The organism is Armatimonadota bacterium, assembly GCA_031459855.1.
GTDB lineage: Bacteria > Sysuimicrobiota > Sysuimicrobiia > Sysuimicrobiales > Humicultoraceae > Fervidifonticultor > Fervidifonticultor primus.
The window spans coordinates 2,137,460-2,160,610 of the sequence record JAVKHP010000001.1 but is presented as its reverse complement, the minus strand read 5'-3'; the positions used below and the strand labels follow the sequence as shown (position 1 = coordinate 2,160,610).

The window sequence follows — 23,151 nt, the reverse complement described above, 5'->3', positions numbered from 1 at the left end:
GGGAGACTCCCCGAGGCCGCGCGCGCCCGCGGGGGATTCCCCGCGGGCGCGCCCATGCGTCAGGTCACGAACTCCGGGCGGTCCTGCATCGCGGGCGCCTGGACGGGCAGGAGCGCGCCCGTGACGATCGACTCGACGGGCGAGGCGTCGTCGAACCACGAGCGCGGCGGCGCGTGGCCCCAGAACGTCGCGCGCCGGGGGTCGTTCAGGCTCCACCGCAGCGGCGGGCGGTCCGGGTCGGTGGTCAGGTAGTCGCCCGTGTAGAGCTCGATCCGGTTGCCGTCCGGATCGCGCAGGTACAGGAAGAAGGCGTTGGAGATCCCGTGCCGGCCAGGCCCGCGCTCGATGGCCCCCACCCATCCGGCCGCCGCCAGCAGGTCGCACGCGCGAATCACGTCCAGGGTCTCGGCCATCCAGAAGCCGGCGTGGTGGACCCGCGGGCCGATCCCGGTCATGAGCGCGATGTCGTGGACGTTGGGCTTGCGGTGCAGCCAGACGGCCCACAGCCGCGGCGGCTGCTCGTCGGTCTCCGTGTACTCCGAGCAGCGGAAGCCCAGGGTGTCCGTGTACCAGCGCGACACCATCGCCACGTCGGGCACCTGGCAGTTGAAGTGGTCCAGGCGCATCACGCGCGCGCCGCGATAAAGGTCGAAGCGTTGCAGCAGGCGCTCGGCGCGGGCCATGGACGCGTAGAACTCCAGGGGCAGGCCGCCGGGATCCTGCACCCGCAGCGCCCGTCCCTGCCCGGGTTCCTCCCCCTCCGCCACCCACCGGTGGGGCAGGCCCGCGTCGCGGCAGATGGCCGCGAGGCGATCGAGGTCGTCGGGGGAGGCCACCCTGAAGGCCAGGTGCGCGGCGCCCGGCGTCGGAGCGCGCTGCAGCACCAGGCTGTGGTGCTCGGTCTCCTCGTAGCCGCGCAGGTAGAGCGCGTCGCGCTCCCGCGCCGTCTCCACGAACCCCAGCAGGTCCACGTAGAAGGCGCGCGCACGCCCCAGGTCGGTCGTGCGGAACACCGCATGGCCCGCGCGGAGGATGTCCGGCGCGCTCACGGCGCCGGCTCCGGGTCGGACGACGATGCCGGCGGGGGCGTGCCCCACTCCTCGTAGTAGATCGACACGCCGTCCGGGCCCCACTGCTCGGGCGGTTCCGCCGGTGCCGCCAGCGGCGCCAGCCGCCGGTAGCGTCCGGCGAAGAAGATCAACGGGTGGTAGGGGTCGCGCCCCTCGTACAGACCGGTCACCCGGCAGAGCACGATAGTGTGGTCGCCACCGTCGTACAGGCGCGCCACCTCGCCGCGGATCGCGGCCAGCGCGCCGACGAGCCGCGGGGCGCCGTCCCACGCCTCGAAGCGGTACTCCGGCGCCGGGCGATCCCGCCAGCCACCGGCGAAGTACCGCGACAGCACCTCCTGGTCGTCGCGCAGGATGCTGATGGCGACAGGGCGTCCTTCGACCAGGTGGGGGTGCAGGCGCGCGCGGTGGTCCACGCAGAAGAGCACCAGGAGCGGGTCGAGCGAGACGGCCGTGACGCTGTTGGCGGTCATGCCCAGCGGCCCCGCGCCGGTGTCCACCGCCACGACGGTGACCCCGGTGGCGAACAACCCCATGGTGCGGCGGAAGGCGCGGGCCTCCAGCGGCAGCTCGCCGTCGGCCGGGGGCGCGGGCGCGCGCGAGGGGTCGGCGCTCACCGGTCGCGCTCACCCGCCGGGGCGGGCGCGCCGGCCGCGGGCGCAGGCGTCGGCGGCTCCAGCTCGACGTCGGCTCGCGCCAGGAACTGGCGCACCCGCTCGATGTAGGGGGTCTTGTCGTAGCTGGCGAACGTCGCGCCGGCCATGCGCACGGGGTCGCCGAAGAAGAAGCGCTCGTAGAGCACCTGGCGGCTCCCGAACGTCGAGACCGCCAGGTCCCAGGCCAGCCGGAACAGGCGGATGCGCTCGCGTGCGTCGGCCCGGGCCGCCTGGTAGTAGCGCGCGATGGTCTGGGCCTGCGGGCCCTCCACGTCCTCACGGGTGGGAATGGCCATGAGGCCACTGGCCCCCAGCAGCTGCACGATCTCGATCATGCGGGGGTACATGCGCGTGTAGAGCTGCCGCGCCGCGTCCAGGGGCGGCCAGGCCGGCGTCATCACGCCCCACCGATCGATGGCGGCGTCGGCCTCGGCGGCCCGCAGGAAGGCCCGCATCGCCTCGAGGACGTGGATCACCTCGGCCACCTTCTCCTGCACGTGCTGGAACTGCTCGATGGCGATCGTCTCCACCAGCAGGCAGACGACCCCCAGCACGAACTCGGTCTTGGCGACGTTCTTCGTGACCACCTGATGGGCCATGTGCACCACGGCCCGGGTCTCGGCGAAGGCCCGGTTGCACCGCTCGACGTCGCGCAGGAGGAAGACGCGCTCCCAGGGCACCAGCACGTCGTCGAAGATTACGACGGCGTCCATCTCCTCGAAGCGGCTGCCCAACGGGTGGTCGGTCGGGCTGCGCCCGTAGTCGAACGACTCGCGGCAGAGGAAGCGCAGGCCGGGCGTGGCGCAGGGGATCGCGAACGCGAACGCGTACGGGGCGTCCTCCTGGCCACCCCGGAGCAGGGTCGAGGGGAAGACCATGATCTCGTCGGCCACCGGCAGCGTGGCCAGCATGCGCGCGCCGCGGATCACGACGCCGTCGGCGGTCTCGCGGACGATGCCGGCGGCCAGGTAGGGATCGGCCTGCCGGGCCGGGCCCACCGCGCGGTTGGCCTGGGGGTTGATCAGGGTGTGGGTCAGACACAGGTCGCGCTCGCGCACCTCCTCGTAGTAGCGACGGATGTTGGCGCCAAACCGCGGGTCGTTGGCCGCGCAGTAGTCGGCGGCGGCGGCGAAGGCCATGAGCGCACGGTTCAGGTAGTCGGGCGAGCGGCCCAGCATGCCGCCCGAGTAGTCGGCCCACCGCTTCATCATGCGCCGGACGCGCAGCAGGTCGTCGTGCGTGCGCGGGGTGAGGAACGACAGCCCCACGCGCTCGCCCGACGTCGGCGAGACGTAGGTCATCTCGTCCCGCAGCGTCGGGTCGTGCTGCATGTCGTAGAGCGCGGCGATGCTGCGGGTGACGTGCCGAAACGCCGGATGCGCCGTGGGGTCGGCCACCCGCTCCCCGCCGATCCACAGCTCCGGGGGTTGCGCCCGGAGCGCGTCCAGGTACTGCTGTCCCGTGCGCGCGCCCATCGGTCTCTCCCGTCCTTCCGCCTGCGCTCCGCTCACCGCCCCGCCGCTCACGTCGGGGCGCTGTCGGCCACCACCGGGTTCTCCAGTGCGCCCAGGCCGTCGATCTCGATGCGCATCCGGTCGCCGGGCCGCACCGGGGCGATGCCCCTGGGCGTGCCGGTCAGGATCACGTCGTCGGGCTCCAGGGTCATGAACGACGAGAGGAAGGCGATCTGCTCCCAGATCGAGAGCGCCAGGTCGGCCGTGCTCCCCTGCTGGCGCAGCTCGCCGTTGACGTAGGTCCGCAGCCCCAGCCGGTGGGGATCGGCGATCTCTCCTTCCACCAGCGTGGGGCCCAGCGGGCAGAACGTGTCCCACCCCTTGGCGCGCACGGGCGGCCGGAAGACGTTGCGGATGAAGTCGCGGGCGGTGACGTCGTTGGCGATGGTGTAGCCGCGCACGACCTCGGGGGTGGCCTCCGGGCGGATCCGGCGGCAGCGCCGGCCGATCACCACGGCGAGCTCGGCCTCGTAGTGCAGGTGGGTGACGCCTGCGGGGGAGACGACCGGCGCGCCGTGGCCGACCAGGCTGGAGGGCGGCTTGAAGAACACCGCTGGCTCGTCCGGCACCGCCATCGCGAGCTCCGCGGCGTGGTCGCGGTAGGTGAGCGCAAACCCCACGATCTTCGACGGCGCCACCGGCGGCAGCCAGGCGACCGCGTCGGGCGCGTGCACGCCGCCCTGCTCGTCCACCAGCACCCCGTCCTCGACGCGCCCGCGGTACACGCGCCCTGCGGCGATGAAGCGACACCAGCGCACGGCCGGCCCCTCAGGCCCTGCCCGCCGCCGGGGAGTCCGCAGGCATCCCCACGTCCTCCGGCAGCAGCCCGTAGCTGGCCATCACCTGGCGCAGCCTGGCCTCGTGCGCGGGCGCGAGCGGCGCAAGCGGCGGTCGCACCTCGGGGCGGATGCGGCCCATCAGCCCCAGCGCCGTCTTCGCCGGCACCGGGTTCGTCTCGATGAACAGGACATCGTTCATGGGCAGCAGGTGGTAGTGGAGCTGCCGCGCCTCCTCCCACTGCCCGGCGGCGACCAGGTCGTAGAGGCGGGCCACCTCGCGGGGCAGCACGTTGCCCGTGGCGCTGACGTACCCGGCGCCGCCCAGCGCGAGGATGGGGAAGCACAGCAGCTCGATGCCGGAGTAGACCGCAAACGTCGGCCCGCACCGGTGCATGACCCGACAGATGTGCTCCAGGTCCTTGTGGGACTCCTTGATCCCCACGATGGTCGGACAGTCGCGGGCCAGGCGCGCAGTGGTCTCGGGCTCGAGGGTGGTGGCCGTCCGCCCGGGGATGTTGTACAGGATGATGGGGATGTCGGTCGCCTCGGCCAGGCTCCGGAAGTACCGGTACAGTCCCTCCTGCCCCGGCCGCGTGTAGTAGGGCGTCACCACCAGGGCGGCGTCGGCGCCCACGCGCCGCGCAAAGCGCGTGAGGTGCAGGGTCTCCTCGAAGTTCGCCGAACCGGTGCCGGCCACGACCGGCACGCGCCCGCGGGCGGTCTCGACCGCAAGGGCGATCACGCGCTCCCGCTCGGCCAGCGACAGGGCGGCCGGCTCGCCCGTGCTGCCGGTCACGCTGATGCCGTGGCTGCCCGAGGCGATCTGCCACTCGATCAGCGCGGCCAGGGCGGCCTCGTCGACGCGGCCGTCGCGAAAGGGCGTGACCAGCGGCACGATCGAGCCGCGAAGCATGGCGTCAGGCCTGTGTCTCCGGAGCGCTGCCCGGGGTGCCGCAGCGGCCCTGCCCCCGGGATGCCCCGCACAGAAGGTTCCGGCAGGTCATGGTCCCGAATATCAAGACACGTCGCACGTGTCCGGTGTCGGAATTCTGTAAGAACCGGGTTTCGACGTCGCCGGACGTTGTCCTCTGCACCGGCACGGGCGGGAAAGGAGGCGCAGCATGAAACGGTATCGGTTCGTGCTCGTGCTCGTCGCCATCGCCGCGGGCGCCGCGCTGGTGCCCGCCGGCCCCTGGGCCTGGGCGTCGATGCCCTACCGGATCGGGTTCATCGCGTCCGTGACCGGCCCCGGGGCCAGCCTGGGCGTGCCCGAACGGGACGTGGCGCGCATGCTCCAGGAACGGCTGACGGTGCAGCGGGGTGTGGTGGGGCCGGACCGCGCCCGCCACGACGTGGAGATCCTGATCTTCGACGACCAGTCCAGCGCCGACGTGGCGGCCGGCCTGGCGCGGCGGTTGATCCACGACGAGCGGGTCACGGTGCTCGTGGCCGGCACCTTGAGCGGACCCAGCCTGGCCATGGTGCCCATCGCCACCGAAGGGCGCACGCCCATGATCTCCATGGCGTCGGCGCGCAGCATCATCGAGGACCCGGCCACCAAGCGGATGCGGCCCTGGATCTTCAAGCCGGTGCCCGAGAACCTGCACAGCGCCCAGGCGCAGGCCGACTACCTGCAGGCGGTGGGCGCGCGGCGGGTCTGCCATCTCTACGAGAACACGGCCTACGGCAAGGACACGTTCCAGAGCGCCGAGGCGGTCTACGGGAAGGCCGGCATCGCCATCGCCTACGGCGACGCGTTCGAGCGCACCGCGACCGAGTTCCCGCAGGTGGCGCGGGTGCGCGCCAGCGGCTGCCAGGCCGTGGTCATCGGGAGCATCCCGCCGGCGGCGTCGCTGATCAACGTGGCGGTGCGCGAGCGCCTCCCGGCGGTGCGTATCGTGCACGGCCACGGCGCCTGCAGCCCCGACCTGATCAAGACCGCAGGCCAGGCCGCCGAGGGGACGGTGATGCCCTGCGGCAAGATCCTGGTGGCGGACCAGCTGCCGGCGGACGACCCCACCCGGGCGCTGAACCTGCGCTTCGTCAGCGACTACCAGCGCTACACCGGTGGGGCGCCCATCAGCACCTTTGCCGGCCACGCCTACGATGCCCTGCAGTGGGCCCTGGCGGCGCTGCGCACCCTGCCCGACCGCCAGCCGTTGGAGCGGCAGCGGGAGCTGGTGCGCGAGGCCCTGGAGACCAAGCTGGGCAGCATCCGGGGCACGCACGGCGTCTTCAAGCTGAGCCCCGACGACCACCTGGGGTTCGACTACCGCGACTTCGTCTTCGTGACGGTGAAGGGCGGGAAGTTCCTCGTGCTGCCCAAGGACCAGTGGAAGTGAGCTGACGTCGCGCGGTGGCGAAAGCGGTCTCCCCCGTGCTCTCGCCTGCCGGTCGCCCCGTGGCCCCGTGGCGCGCGCGGCCCGGGTGGGGGCTGGGCGGTGCGGCGGTGCTGCTGGCGGCGGCCCTGGTGCTGGCGGGCCGCCGCCACGGCTTCGGGGTGCCCGACTACGCGCAGTTCGTGGTCGACGGCCTGCAGGCCGGGGCGATCTACGCGCTGGTCGCCCTGGGGTTCGTCGTGGTCTATCGGGTCACCGGCGTCATCAACTTCGCCCAGGGCGCGTTCGTCATGCTGGGGCCGATGCTGACCATCACGTTCCTGGGCGCCTCCACCACGGTCAGCGCGCCGCGGCTGGCAGCCAGCGCCCTGGCGGCCGTCGCGGCCACGGGCGCGCTCGGCGTGGTCGTCTACCGGCTGGCGCTGCACCCCGCCCGCGGCGCGCTCCTGCTGACCAAGATCATGATCACGGTCGGCGTCTACCTGGTGCTGCAGGGGACGGCCCTGCTGGCGTGGGGGCCGCGCCCCTACGTGCTGCCGGCGTTCGCGACGCTGGAGATGCGCGACCGGTCGGTGCTCGTCGGCGACGTGCTGATCCGCGCCCAGAGCCTGTGGATCTGGGGGACGACGGCCGCCTGCCTGGCGTTGCTGGCCCTGTTCTTCGAGCGCACGCTCACCGGCAAGGCGATGCGCGCCTGCGCGGTCAACCGGCTGGCCGCGCAGCTGGCAGGGATTCGCGTCGACACGATGGCGACGCTGGCCTTCGGGCTGGCCGCGGTGCTGGGCGCGGTGGCGGGGATCGTGGTGGGCCCGGTCACGCGGCCCACTTTCGACATGGGCCTGGAAGTGGGGCTGAAGGGGTTCGTGGCCGCCATCATGGGCGGCCTGGTGAGGTTCCAGGGCGCCATTGCCGGCGCGCTGATCCTGGGCGTGCTGGAGACGCTGTGGGCGGGCGTGACCCTGGCGGGCTTCAAGGACCTGTTCGCGTTCGTCGTGCTGGTGGTGCTGCTGCTGGCCCGGCCCCACGGCTTCGCCGGCGCCGAGGCGGAGGCCGAGCGGCCGTGAGGGACACCCGCGGGCGCAGCCGGGGGCTGGTGGCTGCGGCGGCCGTCGTGGTGGCACTCGGCTGGCTCGAGGCGGCACGCCCGTGGGGGCTGTCGCTGCCCCGCCTGACGGGCGGCCTGGTGCACCTCGACCTGCTGATCCGCGCCGGCATCTTCACCATCGTGTTGGTCGGCCTGAACCTGCTCATGGGGTATGCGGGGCAGGTCTCCCTGGGCCAGGCGGCCTTCTACGGCATGGGCGCCTTCTTCTCGGCGATCCTGACGGTGCGCGCACCGGTGCTGGGCATCCCGCCGACCGTCGCCAGCACCTGGTGGTGGCCCTGGCTGCTGATGGCCGTCGGCACCGTGCTGGTGGGCGGGTTCGCCTACGCCATCGGCCTGGTGATCCTGCGGCTGCGCGGCCACTACCTGGCCATGGCCACGCTGGGCCTGGGGATCGTGGTCTACATCGTGCTGCGCGAGAACCTGGGCCTGCCGCACCTGAACCTGACGGGCGGGTTCGACGGGGTCTTCGGGATCCCACGGCTGCGGGTGGGCCCGTGGATGGTGTGGCCGGCCGCGCGCTACTACTTCCTGGTCTGGGCCGTGGCGCTGGGCGCGGTGGCGCTGGGCCTCAACCTGATCGACTCGCGCGTCGGCCGCGCGCTGCGGGCGATCCACGGCGCCGAAGGCGCGGCCGAGTGCCTGGGGATCGCCGCCCACCGGTACAAGGCGCAGGTCTTTGCGCTGAGCGCGGGGCTGGCGTCGCTGGCGGGTAGCCTCTACGCGCACTTCCAGGCCGCTGTCGTGCCCGCGACGTTCGGGTTCGTGCCCTCCCTGGAACTCGTGGTGATGTCGGCGGTGGGCGGGATGACCAGCATCTGGGGCGCGCCCGCCGGCGCGATGGCGGTGCTGCTGATGAGCGAGGTGCTGCGCACGCGCATCCGGCACGTGATCCCCGGGGTGGCGGGCGAGATCGAGGCGGTCGTCTTCGGCCTGCTGCTGGTGGGCGTGCTCCTGTTCTGGCCGTCGGGATTGGTCGGGCGGCGCGCCGGGAACGCCACGGCGCTCCCACCGGCCGGCAGGCGCGCTGCCGAGGGCGCCGCACCGTGAGCGTGGGTCCGGGCCGTCGGGCGCCAGTGCGGCGCCATGCGGTTGGAGCCCGGCGCACGGAGGGGACTCTCCCTCTCCCATGCGTGGGGAATCCGCGGGAGCACGTCCGCGGCGATCGCAACCGCGCGACTTCCACGTGTATCGGGAACCCGTGCACATGGGGAACTTCGTGCCCGTAGGAAATCCCGTGCCCATGGCGCAGCCGCCGTTGCTGGCAGTGGACGGGGTCAGCCACACCTTCGGCGGCCTGCACGCCCTGCGCGACGTGACGCTCGGTGTGCGCGCGGGACAGATCAAGGCGTTGATCGGTCCCAACGGCGCCGGGAAGACCACCCTGTTCAACCTGATCACCGGCGTGCTGGCGCCGCAGGCGGGCCAGGTGACGTTCCTGGGCCAGCCGGTGCTGGGGCTGCCCCCGTATCGCATCGCCGCCCTGGGCATCGCCCGCACGTTCCAGAACGTCCGGCTGTTCCCGGGCATGACGGTCTTCGAGCACGTGCTGGTCGGCTGCCACCTCCACCTGCACAGCGGCCTGGTCGATGCCCTGGTCCGGTCGCGGCGCATTCGCCGGGAGGAAGCGGCGATCGGCGAACGCGCCCACCGGCTGCTGGACCGCGTCGGCCTGGCCCGCTGGGCCGATGCCCAGGCCGACAGCCTGCCGTTTGGCCTGCAGCGGGTCGTGGAGGTCGCCCGGGCGCTGGCCACGTCGCCCCGCCTGCTGCTTCTGGACGAGCCGGCCGCCGGCCTGACGCCGACGGAGAAGGGCCAGCTCGGCGCGCTGATCCGCAGCATCCGCGACGACGGCGTCACCGTCTTCCTCGTGGAGCACGACATGGACCTGGTCATGGGCCTCGCGGACGAGGTGGCGGTGCTGGACCAGGGCATGCTCATCGCCGACGGCCCTCCGGCCGCCGTGCAGGCCGACCCGCGGGTGATCGCCGCCTACCTGGGCGAAGTCGAGGGCCCGGAGGCGGCCCCGACCGCGGAGGAGACTGCGCATGCTCCTTGAGGTGCGCGGCCTCACCGCTGGATACGGCCGGCTCGTGGTGCTGCGCGAGATCGCGCTCGCGGTGCGGGCCGGCTCGATCGTCGCCCTCATCGGCGCCAACGGCGCCGGCAAGACCACACTGTTGCGGGTGCTCTCGGGCTTGCTGGCCCCCGCGGCGGGCCGCGTTGTCTTCGACGGCCTGGACATCACCGGCTGGCCGCCCGAGCGCCTGGTCGGGATGGGCCTGGTGCACGTGCCCGAGCGCCGGCAGCTCTTCTCGTCGATGTCCGTGGAGGACAACCTGCGGCTGGGGGCCTACGTGCGCGCGCGCAACGAGGGCGCCCGCGCGGTGGCCGCCGACTTCGAGCGCGTCTTCGCCATCTTCCCGCGCCTGCGCGAGCGTCGCCGGCAGCTCGCCGGCACGCTGTCGGGCGGCGAGCAGCAGATGCTGGCCATCGCCCGCGGCCTCATGGCGCGCCCCCGGCTGCTGCTGCTGGACGAGCCCTCGCTGGGCCTGGCCCCACTCTTGGTCCGGGAGCTGTTCGCGGGGCTGGCCGACCTGCGGGCGGCCGGGCATACCCTGCTGGTGGCCGAGCAGAACGCCCGGCAGGCGCTGCGCGCGGCCGACGAGGCGTTCGTGCTGGAGGCCGGGCACATCACGCGGTCCGGCCCGGGGCAGGCGCTCCTGGCCGACCCGGCCGTGCAGGCCGCCTACCTGGGCGCCCGGGCCCCCGTCGGCCGCTCAGGGTGAGGGCAGCCGCGCCCCGATCGCTTCGAACCGCGCGCGCAGCGCCTGACGGGGCAGCACGACCTGGACCGTCGTGCCCTCGCCGATCGTCACGTCGTCGCGCCGGGCCACAACGGCGCAGACCACCTGGTTGCCGTCCAGCCGCACCAGGCGGGCACGCACGGTCACCCGGGCACCCAGCGGCGTCGGGGCCAGGTGCGTGGCGCTCACGCTGTAGCCCACCGCCTCCTCGTGCGGCTCGAGGTAGGGCAGGATCACCTTCCGTGACGCGAGCTCCATGTGCCGCACCATGGTCCACGTGGAGTAGACCGGGTGCACCAGGCCCATCTCCTCGAACCACGCCAGCATCGTCTCGGTGACGGTGACGGTCACCTCGGCTTCCGTCCCCGGACGCAACCCCTCACGCATGGGACCGCCCCCGTGGCGTGTCTGCGCGCGCGCGGACCCGCACGGCCACCGCACGGCCCACGGCCAGCATCCGCCTACCCACGCAGGCGCCGGTCGTCCTGAACCCGCCGCCGACAGCCACCGCCACGAGCACGCCTACCCGCGCGGGCGCCGGTCGTCCACCCGGCGCAGCTTCCCGCCCTCGCTGCGCGGCAGGGTGCCGGGCGCGGCCAGCGTGACCTTCGCGTGGATGCCGAGCACGCCGTGCAGTTTTTGCTCGCAGCGCGCCCGCAGCGCCTCGACCGCCGGGTGGCCGTCGGTCAGGTGACCGCCGACCTGCGCGGCGAACGCCTCCCGCACCTCGACCCGCACCTCCAGGTCGTCCAGCGCCCGCTCGCGCGTCACCACCAGCTGGATGTGCGGGGTCAGTTCGGGCAGGCTGCCCAGCGCGGCCTCCACCTGCGACGGGTAGACGTTGATGCCGCGGATGATCAGCATGTCGTCGGTGCGCCCGATCACGCGGCTCATGCGGACGTGAGTGCGCCCGCAGGGGCACGCGTCGGGCAGCAGCGCGGCGATGTCGCCGGTGCGGTAGCGGATCATCGGCATGGCTTCCTTGGTGAGCGTGGTGAAGACCAGCTCGCCCGGCTGGCCCGGCGGCAGCGGCTCGCCGCTTTCGGGATCCACCACCTCGGGGAGGAAGTGGTCCTCGAAGATGTGGGCACCCGCCTGGGCCTCCACGCACTCCACCGAGACGCCGGGCCCGATGATCTCGCTGAGCCCGTAGATGTTCACCGCCTTGATGCCCAGCCCCCGCTCGATCTCGTCGCGCATCGCCTCGCTCCACGGCTCCGCGCCCAGGATCCCAAAGCGCAGCGGGAGGCTGCCGGGCGCGATCCCGCGCTGCCGGAACGCCTCGGCGAGCACCAGGGCGTAGGTCGGCGTGCAGGCCAGGATCTTGGCACCGAAGTCTTGCAGCAGCAGCACCTGCCGTTCGGTGTTGCCGCCCGAGGCCGGGATCACCGTCAAGCCCAACAGCTCCGCACCGTAGTGCATCCCCAGGCCGCCGGTGAACAGCCCGTAGCCGTAGGCGTTCTGGAAGACGTCGCCCGGCTGCGCGCCCGCGGCAGCCAGCGCCCGGGCGCAGACCTCGGCCCACACGGCCAGATCGCCGCGGGTGTAGGCCACCACCGTGGGCTTGCCGGTGGTGCCCGAGGAGGCGTGGATGCGCACGCACTCCCGCAGCGGCACCGCCAGCAACCCGAAGGGGTAGTGGTCGCGGAAGTCGGCCTTGCGGGTGAACGGGAGCCGGCGCAGGTCGGCCAGCGTGCGGATCTGGTCGGGGCGCACCCCCGCCTCATCGAAGCGGCGCCGGTACAGCGGCACCCGTTCGTAGGCGCGGGTGGCCACCTGGCGCAGGCGTTCCAGCTGCAGCCGCTCCAGGTCGGCGCGCGCCAGGGTCTCCATGGTGCGGTTCCAGATCACGGGCATCCCTCCCCGGCCCGGCGGTGCACGACCCCCTGACAGGTGGCGATCGTGGTGCCGGTCGTCGTCTTGACGGTCATGGCGTAGAACGCGGCCCGGCGGCCCAGCCGCGCTTCCCGTGCGTCGGCCACCAGCACGTCGCCGGCGTGCGACGGCGCCAGGAACTGCACCGACATCGCCAGGGCCACGGCGGGCACCCCGTGGCTGTTGGCGGCCGCGGCGAAGGCCGCATCGGCCAGCGCGAAGACCACCCCGCCGTGGGTGATGCCGTGGACGTTGGTCATCCACGGTGCCACGCGCAGGCGCAGGCGACTGCGCCCCGCGCCCAACGCCACGATCTCGATGCCCAGGCGCCTGGCGAACGCATCGCGGGCGACCCAGCGGCGCACCGCCGGCGGGAGCTGCGACCTCGGCACGGGACGGGGTTTCTCCCACGGGGCGGCATCCTCCTCGGCCCGCCGTGCGCGCCCCCGCCCCGCCCCCCGTCCGCAGCACCTGACCGCCACCGGCTGTCGCAGAATTGTAACCCACAGTCTCAGTCGGGCCAGCTTCGAATCTGTCGCAGGATTGTCGCAGGCCCCCTCGCCAGTGGACGCCGCCTGCGTGGCAGCGTCCCCGGATTGACCGCCCGGTCAAAGCCTGATACACCAGGAGTACAGAGCAGACGGTGCAGGGTGCTCGGGGCAGCCGATCTCTCGCAGAAAGCGAGGTGCGACAGCCATGCGCACGGGGATCGTTGCGGCAGCCATCGTGGTCCTGCTGGCCGTGGCCTTCGGACCGGCGGCGGCCCAGCCGCGACCGGTCAAGATCGCCTTCCTCAGTTCGTTGAGCGGCCCCTTTGCCTTCTGGGGCGTCAACGCGCGCGACGGGATGAAGATGGCCGTCGCGGAGGTGAACGCGGCGGGCGGGGTGCTCGGACGCCCGCTGGAACTGGTCGAGCGCGACGACCGCAACAGCCCGGCGGAGGCCATCACCGCGTTCCGTTTCCTGGTGGAGCGCGAGGGCATCGTCGCGGCCGGGGGCGTGATCTCCAGCGACGTGGCGCTGGCGGCCTCCCGTGAGGCCGAGACGCTGCGCGTGCCGCTGTTCCTGACCATGGCCGGCTCCCACGAGATCCTCCGGCGCAGCACCCGCTACACGTTCCGCACCTGCCTGGTGGCGGCGCCCATGTACGTGCAGGCGATCGCCGCCATGGTACGCCAGGGCAACTACGCCCGCGTCGGCGCCATCGTGGCCGACTACGCCTGGGGCCACTCGATCCGGGAAGCCTTCGAGCGCTACGTGACGCCCCTGCAGGGCGTGCGCACCCAGGTCGAGGTGGCGCCCGTGGTGACGCCCGACTTCACGCCCTACCTGCGCCGGCTCCAGCGGTTGGATCCCCAGCTGCTGGTGGCCGCCGGCCATCCGCCCGGCAACCCCACCATCGTGCGCCAGGCGCGCGAGCTCGGGCTTGCGGCGCCGGTGATCGGGTCGGTGCTGCCCCCCGAGCTGATGGTGCAGCGGGCCGGCGACGCCGTCCACGGTCGGTTCCTGGACTACTCGTGCGTGGACTTCCAGAGCCCGACGTACCGGCGACTGGCGGCGCGCTACTTCGCCGACTACAAGCGCTACTTCGACAACAGCGCGTTCTCCGGCTATGTGATCGTCAAGATGGTGGCCGATGCCGCCAGGCGGGCCAACAGCACCGACCCGTCGGCGGTGGCCCAGGCGATTCGCACCGGACGCTTCACCCAGCCGGGCTACGGCTGGCCGCTGTCGTACACGGAGTGGGGCGAGATGAAGGAAGCCCGGCCCATCATCTTCTCGATCGAGCCCGGGGAAGCGCCGGGCGGCGCCAACCCCGGCGCGGGCTGGTACCAGAAGTGGCTGTTCCGCGCCTCCGCGGTGGAGGTGTATGTCCCGCCCCAGTGACGGCCCGCTGCTGGAGTGCCGGCGGCTCACCAAGGCGTTCGGGGGCATGGTGGCCGTGCACGAGGTCAGCTTCGCGGTGGCGCCGCAGAGCATCGTGGGGCTGATTGGTCCCAACGGCGCGGGCAAGACGACGGTGCTCAACCTGATCAGCGGCGTGCTGCGGCCCGACGCGGGGACGGTCCGCCTGCGGGGCCGCAGCATCACGGGCCTGGCCCCCCACGTGGTGGCCCGCCTGGGCGTCGGGCGCGTGCTGCAGATTCCCCGTCTCTTTCCCGGGATGACCGTGCTGGACAACGTCACCGTCGGAGCTGCGTTCGGCGACGGGACGGCGCAGCTGACGCTGGCAGCTGCCCGGCGGCGGGCCGAGGCCACGCTGGAGCTGGTGGGGCTGGACGATCGGCGCGACCAGCCGGTGGCCACCCTCACCCTGCAGGAGAAGAAGCTGGTAGACTTCGCCCGCGCCCTGGCCGCGCACCCGGACCTGGTGCTGGTCGACGAGGTGATGAGCGGTCTCAACCCGGGCGAGGTCGAGACCTCCCTGCAGGTGCTGCGCCGCGTGCGCGACGAGCGGCGCGTGGCCATCGTGTGGGTGGAGCACGTCATGCACGCCATCATGCGGGCGGCCGAGCAGGTCCTCGTGCTCGACCACGGGCGCCTGATCGCGGCGGGGGCGCCCGAGGCCGTGGCGCGCGACCCCGTCGTGGTGGAAGCCTACCTGGGCGTGCCGGACCCCGTGCAGGTGCTGACCGCCCGCGCGTGACGATGCTGGTCGTCGACGAGGTCGCCGCGGCCTACGACGACGTGCCGGTTCTGCGGGCGGTGAGCCTCCAAGTGGCGCACGGCGAGGCCGTGGGGGTGATCGGCCCCAACGGCGCGGGCAAGACCACCCTGTTCAGGGTCATCGCCGGGCTGCACCGGCCGCGGGCCGGCACGGTGACGTGGGACGGCCGGCGCCTCGACGGCCTGCCCGCGCACCGCGTCGCGCGGTGCGGCGTCGTGTACGTGCCCGCGGAGCGCGAGTTGTTCCCCCACATGACGGTGGTCGAGAACCTGGAACTGGGGGCCTACCCGCATCCGGGCGACCTGCGATCCCGGCTCGAGTTCGTCTACGGGCTGTTCCCCCGGCTGGCCGAACGCCGCCACCAGCGCGCCGGGACGCTGTCGGGCGGCGAGCAACAGATGCTGGCCATCGCGCGCGGCGCGATGATGCGCCCGAAGGTGCTGCTCCTGGACGAGCCATCGACAGGGCTCGCGCCGCGGCTGGTGGCGGAGCTGTACCGCCAGCTCGACCGCCTGCGGGATGCGGGGCTCACGATCCTGCTGGCCGAACAGCAGGTCCCGATGGCGCTGGCGTTCTGCCGGCGGGTGTACGTGTTGGAGAACGGACGGGTGGTGCTGACGGGATCCCCGGAGGACCTGCTGGGCGACCCCGCGCTGAAGCGCGCGTACCTCGGCATCGCCTGACGCGCGCCGGCGGGCTGGACGATCGTGGAGGCGTCGCTGATGCCGAACCAGACGCGCCTGACGCGCGCCGGCGGGCCGGACACCGGAGGGCCCGACGAGCGATGATCGCCGTCGTGTTGGACGGGCTGGTGCAGGGCATGCAGCTGGCGCTGCTCGGGGTGGGCATCACGATGGTCTACGGCCTGGGCGGCGTCCTCAACCTGGCCCACGGCCAGCTGGCTGTCATCGCCGCGGTGGCCGCTGCGCTGCTGCTCGAGGCGGGGCTCGCGCCCGCTGCCGCCGCCGCGCTCGGCGCGCTCGGCGCCGGGGCAGCCGGTGTGCTGGCCGACCGCACCCTGCTGCTCCCGGCCTACCGCCGGCGCGGCGAGGAGCGCCTCTTGCTGGCGCTGATCCTCACCCTGGGGCTGGCGTTCGCGGTGGACGGGTTCCTGGCCTACCGCTACCCCAGCGTCGCGCTGACCCTGCGTCTCGCAACCGGCGCCGTCGTGATCGCGGGCATCCCGGTGCGCACCGCCAGCCTGGCGGCGTCGGCCATGGCGCTCGGAGCCTTCGGCGCGCTGGCCCTGTTCCTGCGCTACACGCTGGTGGGCAAGGCGGTGCGCTCGATCATCCAGAACGAGACCGGCGCGTCCCTGTGCGGCATCGACGTGGCCCGCACGCGCACCCTGATCGTCGGGCTGAGCGGGCTGCTGGCGGGCCTGGCGGCGGTGGCCCAGGCCTTCTTCTCGAACGTGGGACCCGAGATGGGACCCGAGTTCACCGTGCTGGCCCTGATCGTGGCGGTGGTGGGCGGCGTCCGGAGCCTGAGTGGAACGGTGGCGGCCGGCCTGCTGCTGGGCCTGGTCAACGCCGTCTCCAGCTACTACGTGGGCACCTACCTCACCTGGATCCTGCTGCTGCTGGCGGCGCTGCTCACGCTGCTCGTGCGACCCGAGGGCCTCCTGGCCTCCTGGACATGACGGTGGCGCGGTGGTCCGCAGGCGGGCTCGTGCCCCTGGCAGCCACGGGCGCGGTGCTGGCGGCCCTGCCGTGGGTGGTCGGCACGGGGATCTACTCGCTGCGCATCACCACCCTCATGCTCATCCAGATCACCTACGCCGTGGCGTTCAACATCGTCTTCGGCCACACGAAACAGCTGTTCTTGTGCGTGGGCGCCCTCGCCGGCTCCTCGGCCTACCTGTCGGTCATTTTGGTGCGCGACCTGCGGCTGGCGCCGGCGGTGGCCATCGGCCTGGGCACCCTGGCCGCGGGCGCGTTGGGCGCATTGCTCAGTTACGTCGCCGCGCGCCGCGGGCTGGGCGTGATCTTCGTGGGCATCGTGACCCTGGTGGTCTCGCTCATCTTCCAGAACCTCCTCCTGGGCCTGCGCCGCTACACCAACGGCGAGACGGGCATCGTGACCCAGGGCCTGGGCGTCGGACTGGCCGGGGCGGCCACCGCCGGCTACTACGTCTTCCTGGCGGTCCTGCTGGCGGCGCTGTGCCTCTACCGCTGGCTCATCGCGGGCCGGCCGGGCCTGGCGTTCGGGGCGCTGAGCGAGGACGAGCTGACCGCCGAGCTGGCGGGCATCGACGTCACGCGCTACAAGGTGCTGGCCGCGGCGATCGGCGCGGGCCTGATCGGCCTGACCGGGGCGCTGTTCGCCGACTTCAACGGCTTCATCAGCCCCTCGGTGTTCAGCCTCGCCCACGTCGACATCGTGGTGCTGATCGCGCTGCTCCTGGGCGGGGTGCGGACCCTGCTGGGACCGGTGGTCGGCGGCGCGGCCTTTGCGCTGATCGACGAGCTGGTGCGGCCCTTCGGGCAGGCCACGGTCCTGGCCTACGGCGTGCTGCTCATCGTGCTGTTCCTGGCCTTTCGTCAGGGCCTGGTGCCGACGTTGCGGCGGAAGGTCCGCGTACCCCTGCCCTGAGACCGCCGGAAAAATCGGGCGGCCGCCCGATACCCAGGCGCCGAACCAGCGTCTTACAGTTGTCGCACACGTCACCGCCGCGAGGGGGTGGACCCGTGTCCGGACCCCGGACCGTGGAGCTGCAGGCCGAGGGCGGCGTCGCGCGCATCGTCCTGGACCGACCCCCGCTCAACATCCTCACCATCGCCATGATGGGCGAGCTCGAGGCCGCGATCCGCCAGGCCGCGGCCGACCCCACCACGCGGGTGATCGCGCTCGGCGCGCGGGGCCGCGCGTTCTCCGCCGGGGTGGACGTCGCCGAGCACACGCCCGAGCTGGTGGAGGCGATGCTCGCGGCGTTCCACGGCCTGTGCCGCACGCTGGCCGCCACCGACGTGCCGACGGTGGCCGTGGTGGACGGCCCCGCGCTGGGCGGCGGGTGCGAGCTGGTCGCGCTGTGCGACGTCGTGGTGGCCTCGGACCGGGCCACCTTCGGTCAGCCCGAGATTCGGGTCGGCGTGTTCCCACCGGTGGCGGCCGCGGCGTTCGCGTTCCTGCTGGGCAAGGCCGGCATCGCCCCGCTGTTGCTGGGCGAGACCCTGTCGGCGAGCCGGGCGCAGGAGCTGGGGCTGGTGACCACCGTCGTGCCCGCCAGCGACCTGGACGCGACGGCCGCGCGCGTGATCGCGCACCTCGCGGGCTTGAGCGCTCCCGTCCTGCGGCTCACCAAGCGTGCCGCCCTGGCCGGGTTCCGGCGCTGGTTCGAGGACGCCCTCGTGGTGGCCGAACGGATCTACGTGAGCGACCTCATGGCCACGGCGGACGCCCGCGAGGGGCTGCGGGCGTTCCTGGAGCGGCGGGCGCCGGCCTGGCAACACCGCTAGCGAGACCCGAACATGCGCGCCGTGTAGGAGGCGAATCACGCGAGGGTATGGGGCGCGGCAGGCGAGGGGTGCCACAGCGGACCGGAGGATCGGCAGGAGCACCGGGGTCGACGTACAGTCCGGGCGTCCTGTGGCCTCGCGACGACCTGGTGGTCGACGTCCGGCGCTGTGAGGTGGCGGTCCAGGACCGCCGGGTACGGCTCACACCGCTGGAGATGGGCCTGCTCTGCATCCTGGCCAGCGCGCCGGGTCGGGTGCACACTCGCGAGGACCTCGCGGCGCGCCTGGGGACGCCGGCGGCGCCGGGCTCCCGGGCCATCGACAACATCGTGGTGCGACTGCGGCGCAAGCTGGGCGACCCGCCGCGCGCTCCGGTCTTCATCGAAGCGGTCTGGGGTGTCGGCTACCGCCTGATCGACCGCGCCCGGTCGCCTGCAACGCTGCACGCGCAGCTGGGCGCGACTGCCTTCGACGCCCTCCCCGTCCCGGCCCTCGTGCTCGACGCCGACCGGGCCGTCGTGCTCGTCAACGCCGCGGCGCGCCGGTGGTGGGGCCTGCGCGATGGGGACGCCGCCGGCCTCCCCTGCGCGGACATCGTCGGCTGCCACACCCGGGCGCACCCGACGCTGGCTGCGCGGTGCCCCGCCGCCCGGTCCCTGGCCCGTGGGATCGCGGTCCGCTGCACCTACCTCGCCCGGCGCGGTCGCGACGGCGCGCGCGCCGTCGACGCCACCTACGTACCGTTGCCCGCGCCGGCCGGGGGGCCCGGGTTCGTGCTGGCCGTGTATCGTCCGCACGATCCCACAGCGCGCAGGAGGGTCGCACGATGAGCGGCCAGGCGCGCGACGCCCTGGGGTGGTTGTTCGACGCGCTGGAGCGCGCGGGCGACGCGGCCGTGGCGCTGGATGGCCGCCAGCGCATCGTGCTGTGGAACACCGGGGCCGAACGCCTGTTGGGATGGCGTCGCGAACAGGTCGTGGGCCGCCGGTGTTTCGAGGTGTTGGCCGGGCGAGACCGCTCCGGACACCTGGTCTGCTGCGCCCACTGCCCCGAGATGGTCATGATCGCCCGCGGGGAGCCGGTGCCATCCCGCGACGTCTGCTACCGGACCGCCGACGGTCGCGAGGCCTGGGTGAACGTCAGCACCCTGGCCGTCACCGTACCCCACAGCGGGCAGCGCATCACCGTCCACCTGTTTCGCGACGTCACGCCGCAACGGCGGGCGGAGGACGTCCTGGAGGCGCTCGCAGCCCGGGACGGCCTGGCGCGCGCAGGGCCGTCACCGCTGCGCGCCCTCACCCGCCGCGAGCGCGAAGTCCTGGAGATGCTGGCGGCCGGGATGACCACCCGGGCGATCGCCCGCGCGCTGTACGTCTCGCCGATCACCGTGCGCACCCACGTGCAGAACCTCCTGCGCAAACTTGGGGCACACACGCGCGCCGAGGCCGTGGCGCTGGCCGCGCGCTGGGGCGCGGTGCCCTCTGCCGGCGGGCGGTAGTCCCGCTGCCCGCATCCGCCGCTGCGGGCGCACCCGCTGCCTGCGGGGCAGCGCCAGACCGGCGGGCCCGGCCGGACACGTGGCTGCCGCCACGGAACGCGGCTGGCGCGGGCGGCGGCCCGGCGGAATCAACGAATGCAGTAGCGATCTGCTGCACTTGCCCGATTGTCTCTCTCCTGCCCACCCCCCATCGTGGAATTGACCGACCGGTCGGACGGGTCCGCCTGGAGGGCGCGTCATGGGCATGACGATGGCCGAGAAGATCCTCGCCAGGGCCTCCGGGCGCACGGCGGTCCGCCCGGGCGAGTTCGTCGTCGGTCGGCCCGACTTCGCCCTCCTCCACGACATCTTCGCGGCCCCCGTCTTCGATCTGTTGCGCGAGTGCGGCGTGCTGGCGGTGTGGGACCGGACACGGGTCGCGGTGGTCCTGGACCACCTGGTGCCCGCGCCGTCCGTGGCGGCGGCCGAGGTGCACCGCCGCATCCGCAGCCACGTGCGCGACTACGGCATCGCCCACTTCTTCGACGCCGGCCAGGGGATCTGCCACCAGCTGGTGGCGGAGCGCGGCCTGGTGGCCCCGGGGCAGCTGTTGCTGGGCACCGACTCCCACACCACCACCGCCGGCGCGTTGGGCGTGGGCGGCACCGGGATCGGCACCTCGGAGATGGCCTACGTGCTGGCCACGGGCGAGCTGTGGCTGCAGGTGCCGCCGTCGATCCGCGTGGACCTGCGCGGGCGCCTCGCACCCGCGGTGATGTGGAAGGACGCCGTCCTGGCGCTGGCCGGACTGCTGGGCGCCGACGGCGCGCAGTACCAGGCGCTCGAGTTCGGGGGGCCGGCGGCTGCGCAGGTCGACCTCGCGGGTCGGCTGACCATCGCCAACATGGCGGTGGAACTGGGCGCGAAGTTCGGCCTGTTCCCCGCCGACGCCGTCACACTGGCCCACCTGCGGCGCTGCGGCGTCGCGGCGGAGCCGTTCGCCGCCGACTCCGACGCGCAGTACGCGCGCACCGTGGTGCTGGAGCTGGATGACCTGGTGCCGCAGGTGGCCGGGCCCCATGCCGTGGATCGCGTGCGGCCCGTGCACGAGGTCGAAGATCTTCCCATCGACCAGGCGTTCATCGGGTCGTGCACCAACGGCCGCATCGAGGACCTGCGGGTGGCGGCGCAGATCCTTGCGGGCCGGCGGGTGCACCCGCACACGCGCCTGCTGATCGGGCCGGCCTCCCAGCAGGTCGAACAGCAGGCCGAGCGGGAAGGCCTGCTGGCGACCCTGCTGGACGCCGGCGCGGTGCTGCTCCCGCCGGGGTGCGGCCCGTGTTTCGGCGGCCACCTGGGGGTGCTGGCGCCCGGCGAGCGGTGCCTGGGCGCCCACAACCGCAACTTCGCCGGCCGCATGGGGAGTCCCCAGGCAGAGATTTACCTCGCGTCGCCCGCGACGGTGGCCGCCAGCGCGCTGTACGGCCGCGTCACCGATCCCCGACGCGTCGTTGCCACCGCGGGGGCACGGACATGACGCCCCGGGCAGCCCCCCACCTCCCTCTCGGCGTCGCGACCGCGGGGGCACGGACATGATCCCATCGGGCACCCACTCCGCGCCCACAGACCCTGCGACGCCGCGGGCGATCCGGGGCCGGGCGTGGTGCTTCGGTGACGACATCAGCACCGACCTGCTGGCTCCCGGCGCCTACGCGGTGGCACCGCTCCAGGAGCGCGCGCGCCACGTGCTGGAGGCCGTAAACCCACGCTTCGCTGCCGAGGTCCAGCCGGGCGACGTGGTGGTCGCCGGGCGCAACTTCGGGTGTGGCAGCAGCCGCGAGCACGCCCCCGAGGGGCTGAAGGCGCTGGGCGTGGGTTGCGTGGTGGCCGAAGGGTTCGCCCGCATCTTCCTGCGCAACGCGGTGGCCATCGGGCTGCCGGTCCTCCCCTGCCCCGGCGTGACCGCGGCGGTCGACGACGGCGACCCGGTGCAGGTGGACCTGGCCACCGGGGTCGTCCGCAACCTGCGCACGGGCGCCGTGGTACACGGCGTCCCGCTGCCGCCTCAGATGCTGGCCATTCTCGAGGCCGGCGGCATCGTGGCCCTGCTGCGCCAGCGGGCCCCGCAGGCGGGCGCGGGCTGGACGACGGGATGAGTTGCTGAGGCCGATGCGAGTGCCAGAGACCGCGCTGATCTACGACTGGAACGCGGCGGGCACGCGGCGGATGGCCCCGGCGCGGCCGGTCGAGGTGAACGACGAGACGCTGCGCGACGGGCTGCAGAGTCCGTCGGTCCTCCACCCGCCTGTAGACCGCAAGCTGGCCATCCTGCACCTGATGGATCGGCTGGGCATCCACAGCGCCAACATCGGGTATCCGGGGGCGAGCCCCCAGGCGCTGGACGACGTGGTGCTGCTGGCGCGGGAGATCCGGGACGCGCGCCTGCGCATCCGGCCCAACTGTGCCGGGCGGACGTGCGAGGCCGACATCGTGCCCATCGCCGAGGCCCAGCAGCGCGCCGGGGTGGGCATCGACGCCGCGCTGTTCCTGGGGTCCAGCCCGATCCGGCAGTACGTCGAGGGCTGGGACCTGGACTTCCTGCTCCGCACGACCGAGGCGGCGGTGAGCCTGGCGCGCCGGCTGGGGCTCGAGGTGATGTTCGTCACGGAAGACACCACCAGGGCGCGCCCCGACCACCTGCGCCGTATCTACCGGACCGCGATCGCCGCCGGCGCCGGCCGCATCTGTCTCGCCGACACCGTGGGCCACGCCACGCCGTGGGGGGTGGCGCGCCTGGTGCGCTACATGCGCCGCGTGCTGGGCACCGACGTGCGCATCGACTGGCACGGACACCGCGACCGCGGCCTCGACGTCATCAACAGCCTGGTGGCGGCTGCCGCGGGCGCCGACCGGCTGCACGCGTGCGCGCTGGGCATCGGCGAGCGGGTGGGCAACACCAGCATGGAGCAGTTGCTCGTCAACCTGAAGCTGCTGGGCTGGTCCGACCCCGACCTGCGCGCCCTGCCCGAGTACTGCCAGACCGTGGCCGAGGCCGTGGGCCTGCCCGTGTTGCCCAACACGCCGGTGATCGGCAAGGACGCCTTCGAGACCAGCACCGGCGTGCACGCGGCGGCGGTGCGCAAGGCCATGGCGAAGGGCGACCACTGGCTGGCCAACCGGGTCTACAGCGGCGTACCCGCCGAGGCCGTGGGCCGCGAACAGGTCATCAGCATCGGGCCGATGAGCGGCCAGGCCAACGTGCTGTGGTGGTGCGAGCGGCACGGGATCGCGCCGGAGCCCGGACTCGTGACGCGCATCCTGGACCTGGCCAAGGCCAGCAACCGCGTGCTGCGGGACGAGGAGATCCTGCGCCTGCTGGTGGCGCGGGCCTCGTAGCCGGCCT

The 23,151-nt window shown here is 73.3% G+C and carries 24 protein-coding genes; 16 read left to right on the top strand and 8 right to left on the bottom strand.

The window, feature by feature from the left end:
* Positions 1 to 59 precede the first annotated feature (59 nt).
* The 5 genes from hpaD to dapA are packed head-to-tail and all read right to left on the bottom strand — an operon-like array spanning position 60 to position 4,932.
* Complete coding sequence (hpaD, locus tag QN157_09885) at positions 60 to 1,049, bottom strand: 3,4-dihydroxyphenylacetate 2,3-dioxygenase (protein MDR7555905.1); 990 nt, start codon at positions 1,047 to 1,049, stop codon at positions 60 to 62.
* Complete coding sequence (locus QN157_09880; GenBank protein MDR7555904.1) at positions 1,046 to 1,687, bottom strand: flavin reductase family protein; 642 nt, start codon at positions 1,685 to 1,687, stop codon at positions 1,046 to 1,048. The genes hpaD and QN157_09880 overlap by 4 nt, the downstream gene beginning before the upstream one ends.
* Complete coding sequence (hpaB, locus tag QN157_09875; GenBank protein MDR7555903.1) at positions 1,684 to 3,201, bottom strand: 4-hydroxyphenylacetate 3-monooxygenase, oxygenase component; 1,518 nt, start codon at positions 3,199 to 3,201, stop codon at positions 1,684 to 1,686. The genes QN157_09880 and hpaB overlap by 4 nt, the downstream gene beginning before the upstream one ends.
* A gap of 47 nt (positions 3,202 to 3,248) precedes the next feature.
* Positions 3,249 to 3,998, bottom strand: coding sequence for a fumarylacetoacetate hydrolase family protein (locus tag QN157_09870; GenBank protein ID MDR7555902.1), 750 nt, complete (start codon positions 3,996 to 3,998; stop codon positions 3,249 to 3,251).
* Positions 3,999 to 4,008: 10 nt separating this feature from the next.
* Positions 4,009 to 4,932 carry a 4-hydroxy-tetrahydrodipicolinate synthase gene (gene dapA, locus QN157_09865; protein MDR7555901.1) on the bottom strand — a complete coding sequence of 308 codons (924 nt, stop codon included), beginning with the start codon at positions 4,930 to 4,932 and terminating at the stop codon, positions 4,009 to 4,011.
* Between the two features lie 208 nt (positions 4,933 to 5,140).
* Here dapA and QN157_09860 point away from each other — a divergent pair, with 208 nt between their 5' ends.
* The 5 genes from QN157_09860 (at position 5,141) to QN157_09840 (ending at position 10,252) form a co-directional block, all read left to right on the top strand.
* Positions 5,141 to 6,361: an ABC transporter substrate-binding protein gene (locus QN157_09860; GenBank protein ID MDR7555900.1), complete on the top strand. Its 1,221-nt coding sequence runs from the start codon at positions 5,141 to 5,143 to the stop codon at positions 6,359 to 6,361.
* A gap of 59 nt (positions 6,362 to 6,420) precedes the next feature.
* Positions 6,421 to 7,422 (top strand): branched-chain amino acid ABC transporter permease, encoded by a 1,002-nt coding sequence (locus QN157_09855; protein ID MDR7555899.1) that lies wholly within the window; start codon positions 6,421 to 6,423, stop codon positions 7,420 to 7,422.
* Positions 7,419 to 8,513 (top strand): branched-chain amino acid ABC transporter permease, encoded by a 1,095-nt coding sequence (locus QN157_09850; protein ID MDR7555898.1) that lies wholly within the window; start codon positions 7,419 to 7,421, stop codon positions 8,511 to 8,513. The genes QN157_09855 and QN157_09850 overlap by 4 nt, the downstream gene beginning before the upstream one ends.
* A 193-nt stretch (positions 8,514 to 8,706) precedes the next feature.
* Positions 8,707 to 9,522, top strand: a complete 816-nt coding sequence (locus tag QN157_09845) for an ABC transporter ATP-binding protein (protein ID MDR7555897.1) — start codon at positions 8,707 to 8,709, stop codon at positions 9,520 to 9,522.
* Positions 9,512 to 10,252 (top strand): ABC transporter ATP-binding protein, encoded by a 741-nt coding sequence (locus QN157_09840; protein MDR7555896.1) that lies wholly within the window; start codon positions 9,512 to 9,514, stop codon positions 10,250 to 10,252. Before QN157_09845 ends, QN157_09840 begins: the two co-directional genes overlap by 11 nt.
* Here QN157_09840 and QN157_09835 read toward each other — a convergent pair.
* From QN157_09835 to QN157_09825, 3 genes are all read right to left on the bottom strand, one after another.
* Positions 10,244 to 10,657 (bottom strand): thioesterase family protein, encoded by a 414-nt coding sequence (locus QN157_09835; protein ID MDR7555895.1) that lies wholly within the window; start codon positions 10,655 to 10,657, stop codon positions 10,244 to 10,246. The two genes, QN157_09840 and QN157_09835, sit on opposite strands and share 9 nt — an antisense overlap.
* A gap of 135 nt (positions 10,658 to 10,792) precedes the next feature.
* A complete protein-coding gene (locus QN157_09830; GenBank protein ID MDR7555894.1) occupies positions 10,793 to 12,118 on the bottom strand; it encodes a phenylacetate--CoA ligase in 1,326 nt (441 codons plus the stop codon).
* Positions 12,118 to 12,537, bottom strand: a complete 420-nt coding sequence (locus tag QN157_09825; protein ID MDR7555893.1) for a hotdog fold thioesterase — start codon at positions 12,535 to 12,537, stop codon at positions 12,118 to 12,120. The genes QN157_09830 and QN157_09825 overlap by 1 nt, the downstream gene beginning before the upstream one ends.
* 304 nt (positions 12,538 to 12,841) lie before the next feature.
* Between QN157_09825 and QN157_09820 the strand changes: the two genes are divergently transcribed.
* The 11 genes from QN157_09820 (at position 12,842) to QN157_09770 (ending at position 23,144) form a co-directional block, all read left to right on the top strand.
* Positions 12,842 to 14,032 (top strand): ABC transporter substrate-binding protein, encoded by a 1,191-nt coding sequence (locus QN157_09820; protein MDR7555892.1) that lies wholly within the window; start codon positions 12,842 to 12,844, stop codon positions 14,030 to 14,032.
* A complete protein-coding gene (locus tag QN157_09815; GenBank protein ID MDR7555891.1) occupies positions 14,016 to 14,792 on the top strand; it encodes an ABC transporter ATP-binding protein in 777 nt (258 codons plus the stop codon). Before QN157_09820 ends, QN157_09815 begins: the two co-directional genes overlap by 17 nt.
* 2 nt (positions 14,793 to 14,794) lie before the next feature.
* On the top strand, positions 14,795 to 15,496 hold the full coding sequence (locus QN157_09810) for an ABC transporter ATP-binding protein (GenBank protein ID MDR7555890.1): 702 nt from the start codon (positions 14,795 to 14,797) through the stop codon (positions 15,494 to 15,496).
* A gap of 101 nt (positions 15,497 to 15,597) precedes the next feature.
* The gene (locus QN157_09805; protein MDR7555889.1) at positions 15,598 to 16,455 is read left to right on the top strand and encodes a branched-chain amino acid ABC transporter permease; all 858 of its coding nucleotides are present in this window, start codon (positions 15,598 to 15,600) and stop codon (positions 16,453 to 16,455) included.
* A gap of 2 nt (positions 16,456 to 16,457) precedes the next feature.
* Entirely contained in the window at positions 16,458 to 17,408 is a 951-nt protein-coding gene (locus QN157_09800) for a branched-chain amino acid ABC transporter permease (protein ID MDR7555888.1), read from the top strand.
* 95 nt (positions 17,409 to 17,503) lie between these two features.
* Positions 17,504 to 18,271, top strand: a complete 768-nt coding sequence (locus QN157_09795; GenBank protein MDR7555887.1) for an enoyl-CoA hydratase-related protein — start codon at positions 17,504 to 17,506, stop codon at positions 18,269 to 18,271.
* 68 nt (positions 18,272 to 18,339) lie between these two features.
* Positions 18,340 to 19,101, top strand: a complete 762-nt coding sequence (locus QN157_09790; protein ID MDR7555886.1) for a winged helix-turn-helix domain-containing protein — start codon at positions 18,340 to 18,342, stop codon at positions 19,099 to 19,101.
* Entirely contained in the window at positions 19,098 to 19,769 is a 672-nt protein-coding gene (locus tag QN157_09785; protein MDR7555885.1) for a LuxR C-terminal-related transcriptional regulator, read from the top strand. Before QN157_09790 ends, QN157_09785 begins: the two co-directional genes overlap by 4 nt.
* Before the next feature lie 238 nt (positions 19,770 to 20,007).
* The gene (locus QN157_09780; GenBank protein MDR7555884.1) at positions 20,008 to 21,285 is read left to right on the top strand and encodes a 3-isopropylmalate dehydratase large subunit; all 1,278 of its coding nucleotides are present in this window, start codon (positions 20,008 to 20,010) and stop codon (positions 21,283 to 21,285) included.
* A gap of 55 nt (positions 21,286 to 21,340) precedes the next feature.
* Complete coding sequence (locus tag QN157_09775) at positions 21,341 to 21,904, top strand: 3-isopropylmalate dehydratase small subunit (GenBank protein ID MDR7555883.1); 564 nt, start codon at positions 21,341 to 21,343, stop codon at positions 21,902 to 21,904.
* Positions 21,905 to 21,917: 13 nt separating this feature from the next.
* On the top strand, positions 21,918 to 23,144 hold the full coding sequence (locus QN157_09770; GenBank protein MDR7555882.1) for a LeuA family protein: 1,227 nt from the start codon (positions 21,918 to 21,920) through the stop codon (positions 23,142 to 23,144).
* Positions 23,145 to 23,151: the final 7 nt, after the last annotated feature.

What these genes read in the sequence shown, in the direction of transcription:
- hpaB (MDR7555903.1), bottom strand. Translation starts at nt 3,201, where the DNA reads ATGGGCGCGCGCACGGGACAGCAGTACCTGGACGCGCTCCGGGCGCAA.
- dapA (MDR7555901.1), bottom strand. Translation starts at nt 4,932, where the DNA reads ATGCTTCGCGGCTCGATCGTGCCGCTGGTCACGCCCTTTCGCGACGGC.
- QN157_09860 (MDR7555900.1), top strand. Translation starts at nt 5,141, where the DNA reads ATGAAACGGTATCGGTTCGTGCTCGTGCTCGTCGCCATCGCCGCGGGC.
- QN157_09845 (MDR7555897.1), top strand. Translation starts at nt 8,707, where the DNA reads ATGGCGCAGCCGCCGTTGCTGGCAGTGGACGGGGTCAGCCACACCTTC.
- QN157_09840 (MDR7555896.1), top strand. Translation starts at nt 9,512, where the DNA reads ATGCTCCTTGAGGTGCGCGGCCTCACCGCTGGATACGGCCGGCTCGTG.
- QN157_09835 (MDR7555895.1), bottom strand. Translation starts at nt 10,657, where the DNA reads ATGCGTGAGGGGTTGCGTCCGGGGACGGAAGCCGAGGTGACCGTCACC.
- QN157_09820 (MDR7555892.1), top strand. Translation starts at nt 12,842, where the DNA reads ATGCGCACGGGGATCGTTGCGGCAGCCATCGTGGTCCTGCTGGCCGTG.
- QN157_09815 (MDR7555891.1), top strand. Translation starts at nt 14,016, where the DNA reads ATGTCCCGCCCCAGTGACGGCCCGCTGCTGGAGTGCCGGCGGCTCACC.
- QN157_09810 (MDR7555890.1), top strand. Translation starts at nt 14,795, where the DNA reads ATGCTGGTCGTCGACGAGGTCGCCGCGGCCTACGACGACGTGCCGGTT.
- QN157_09805 (MDR7555889.1), top strand. Translation starts at nt 15,598, where the DNA reads ATGATCGCCGTCGTGTTGGACGGGCTGGTGCAGGGCATGCAGCTGGCG.
- QN157_09785 (MDR7555885.1), top strand. Translation starts at nt 19,098, where the DNA reads ATGAGCGGCCAGGCGCGCGACGCCCTGGGGTGGTTGTTCGACGCGCTG.
- QN157_09780 (MDR7555884.1), top strand. Translation starts at nt 20,008, where the DNA reads ATGGGCATGACGATGGCCGAGAAGATCCTCGCCAGGGCCTCCGGGCGC.
- QN157_09775 (MDR7555883.1), top strand. Translation starts at nt 21,341, where the DNA reads ATGATCCCATCGGGCACCCACTCCGCGCCCACAGACCCTGCGACGCCG.
- QN157_09770 (MDR7555882.1), top strand. Translation starts at nt 21,918, where the DNA reads ATGCGAGTGCCAGAGACCGCGCTGATCTACGACTGGAACGCGGCGGGC.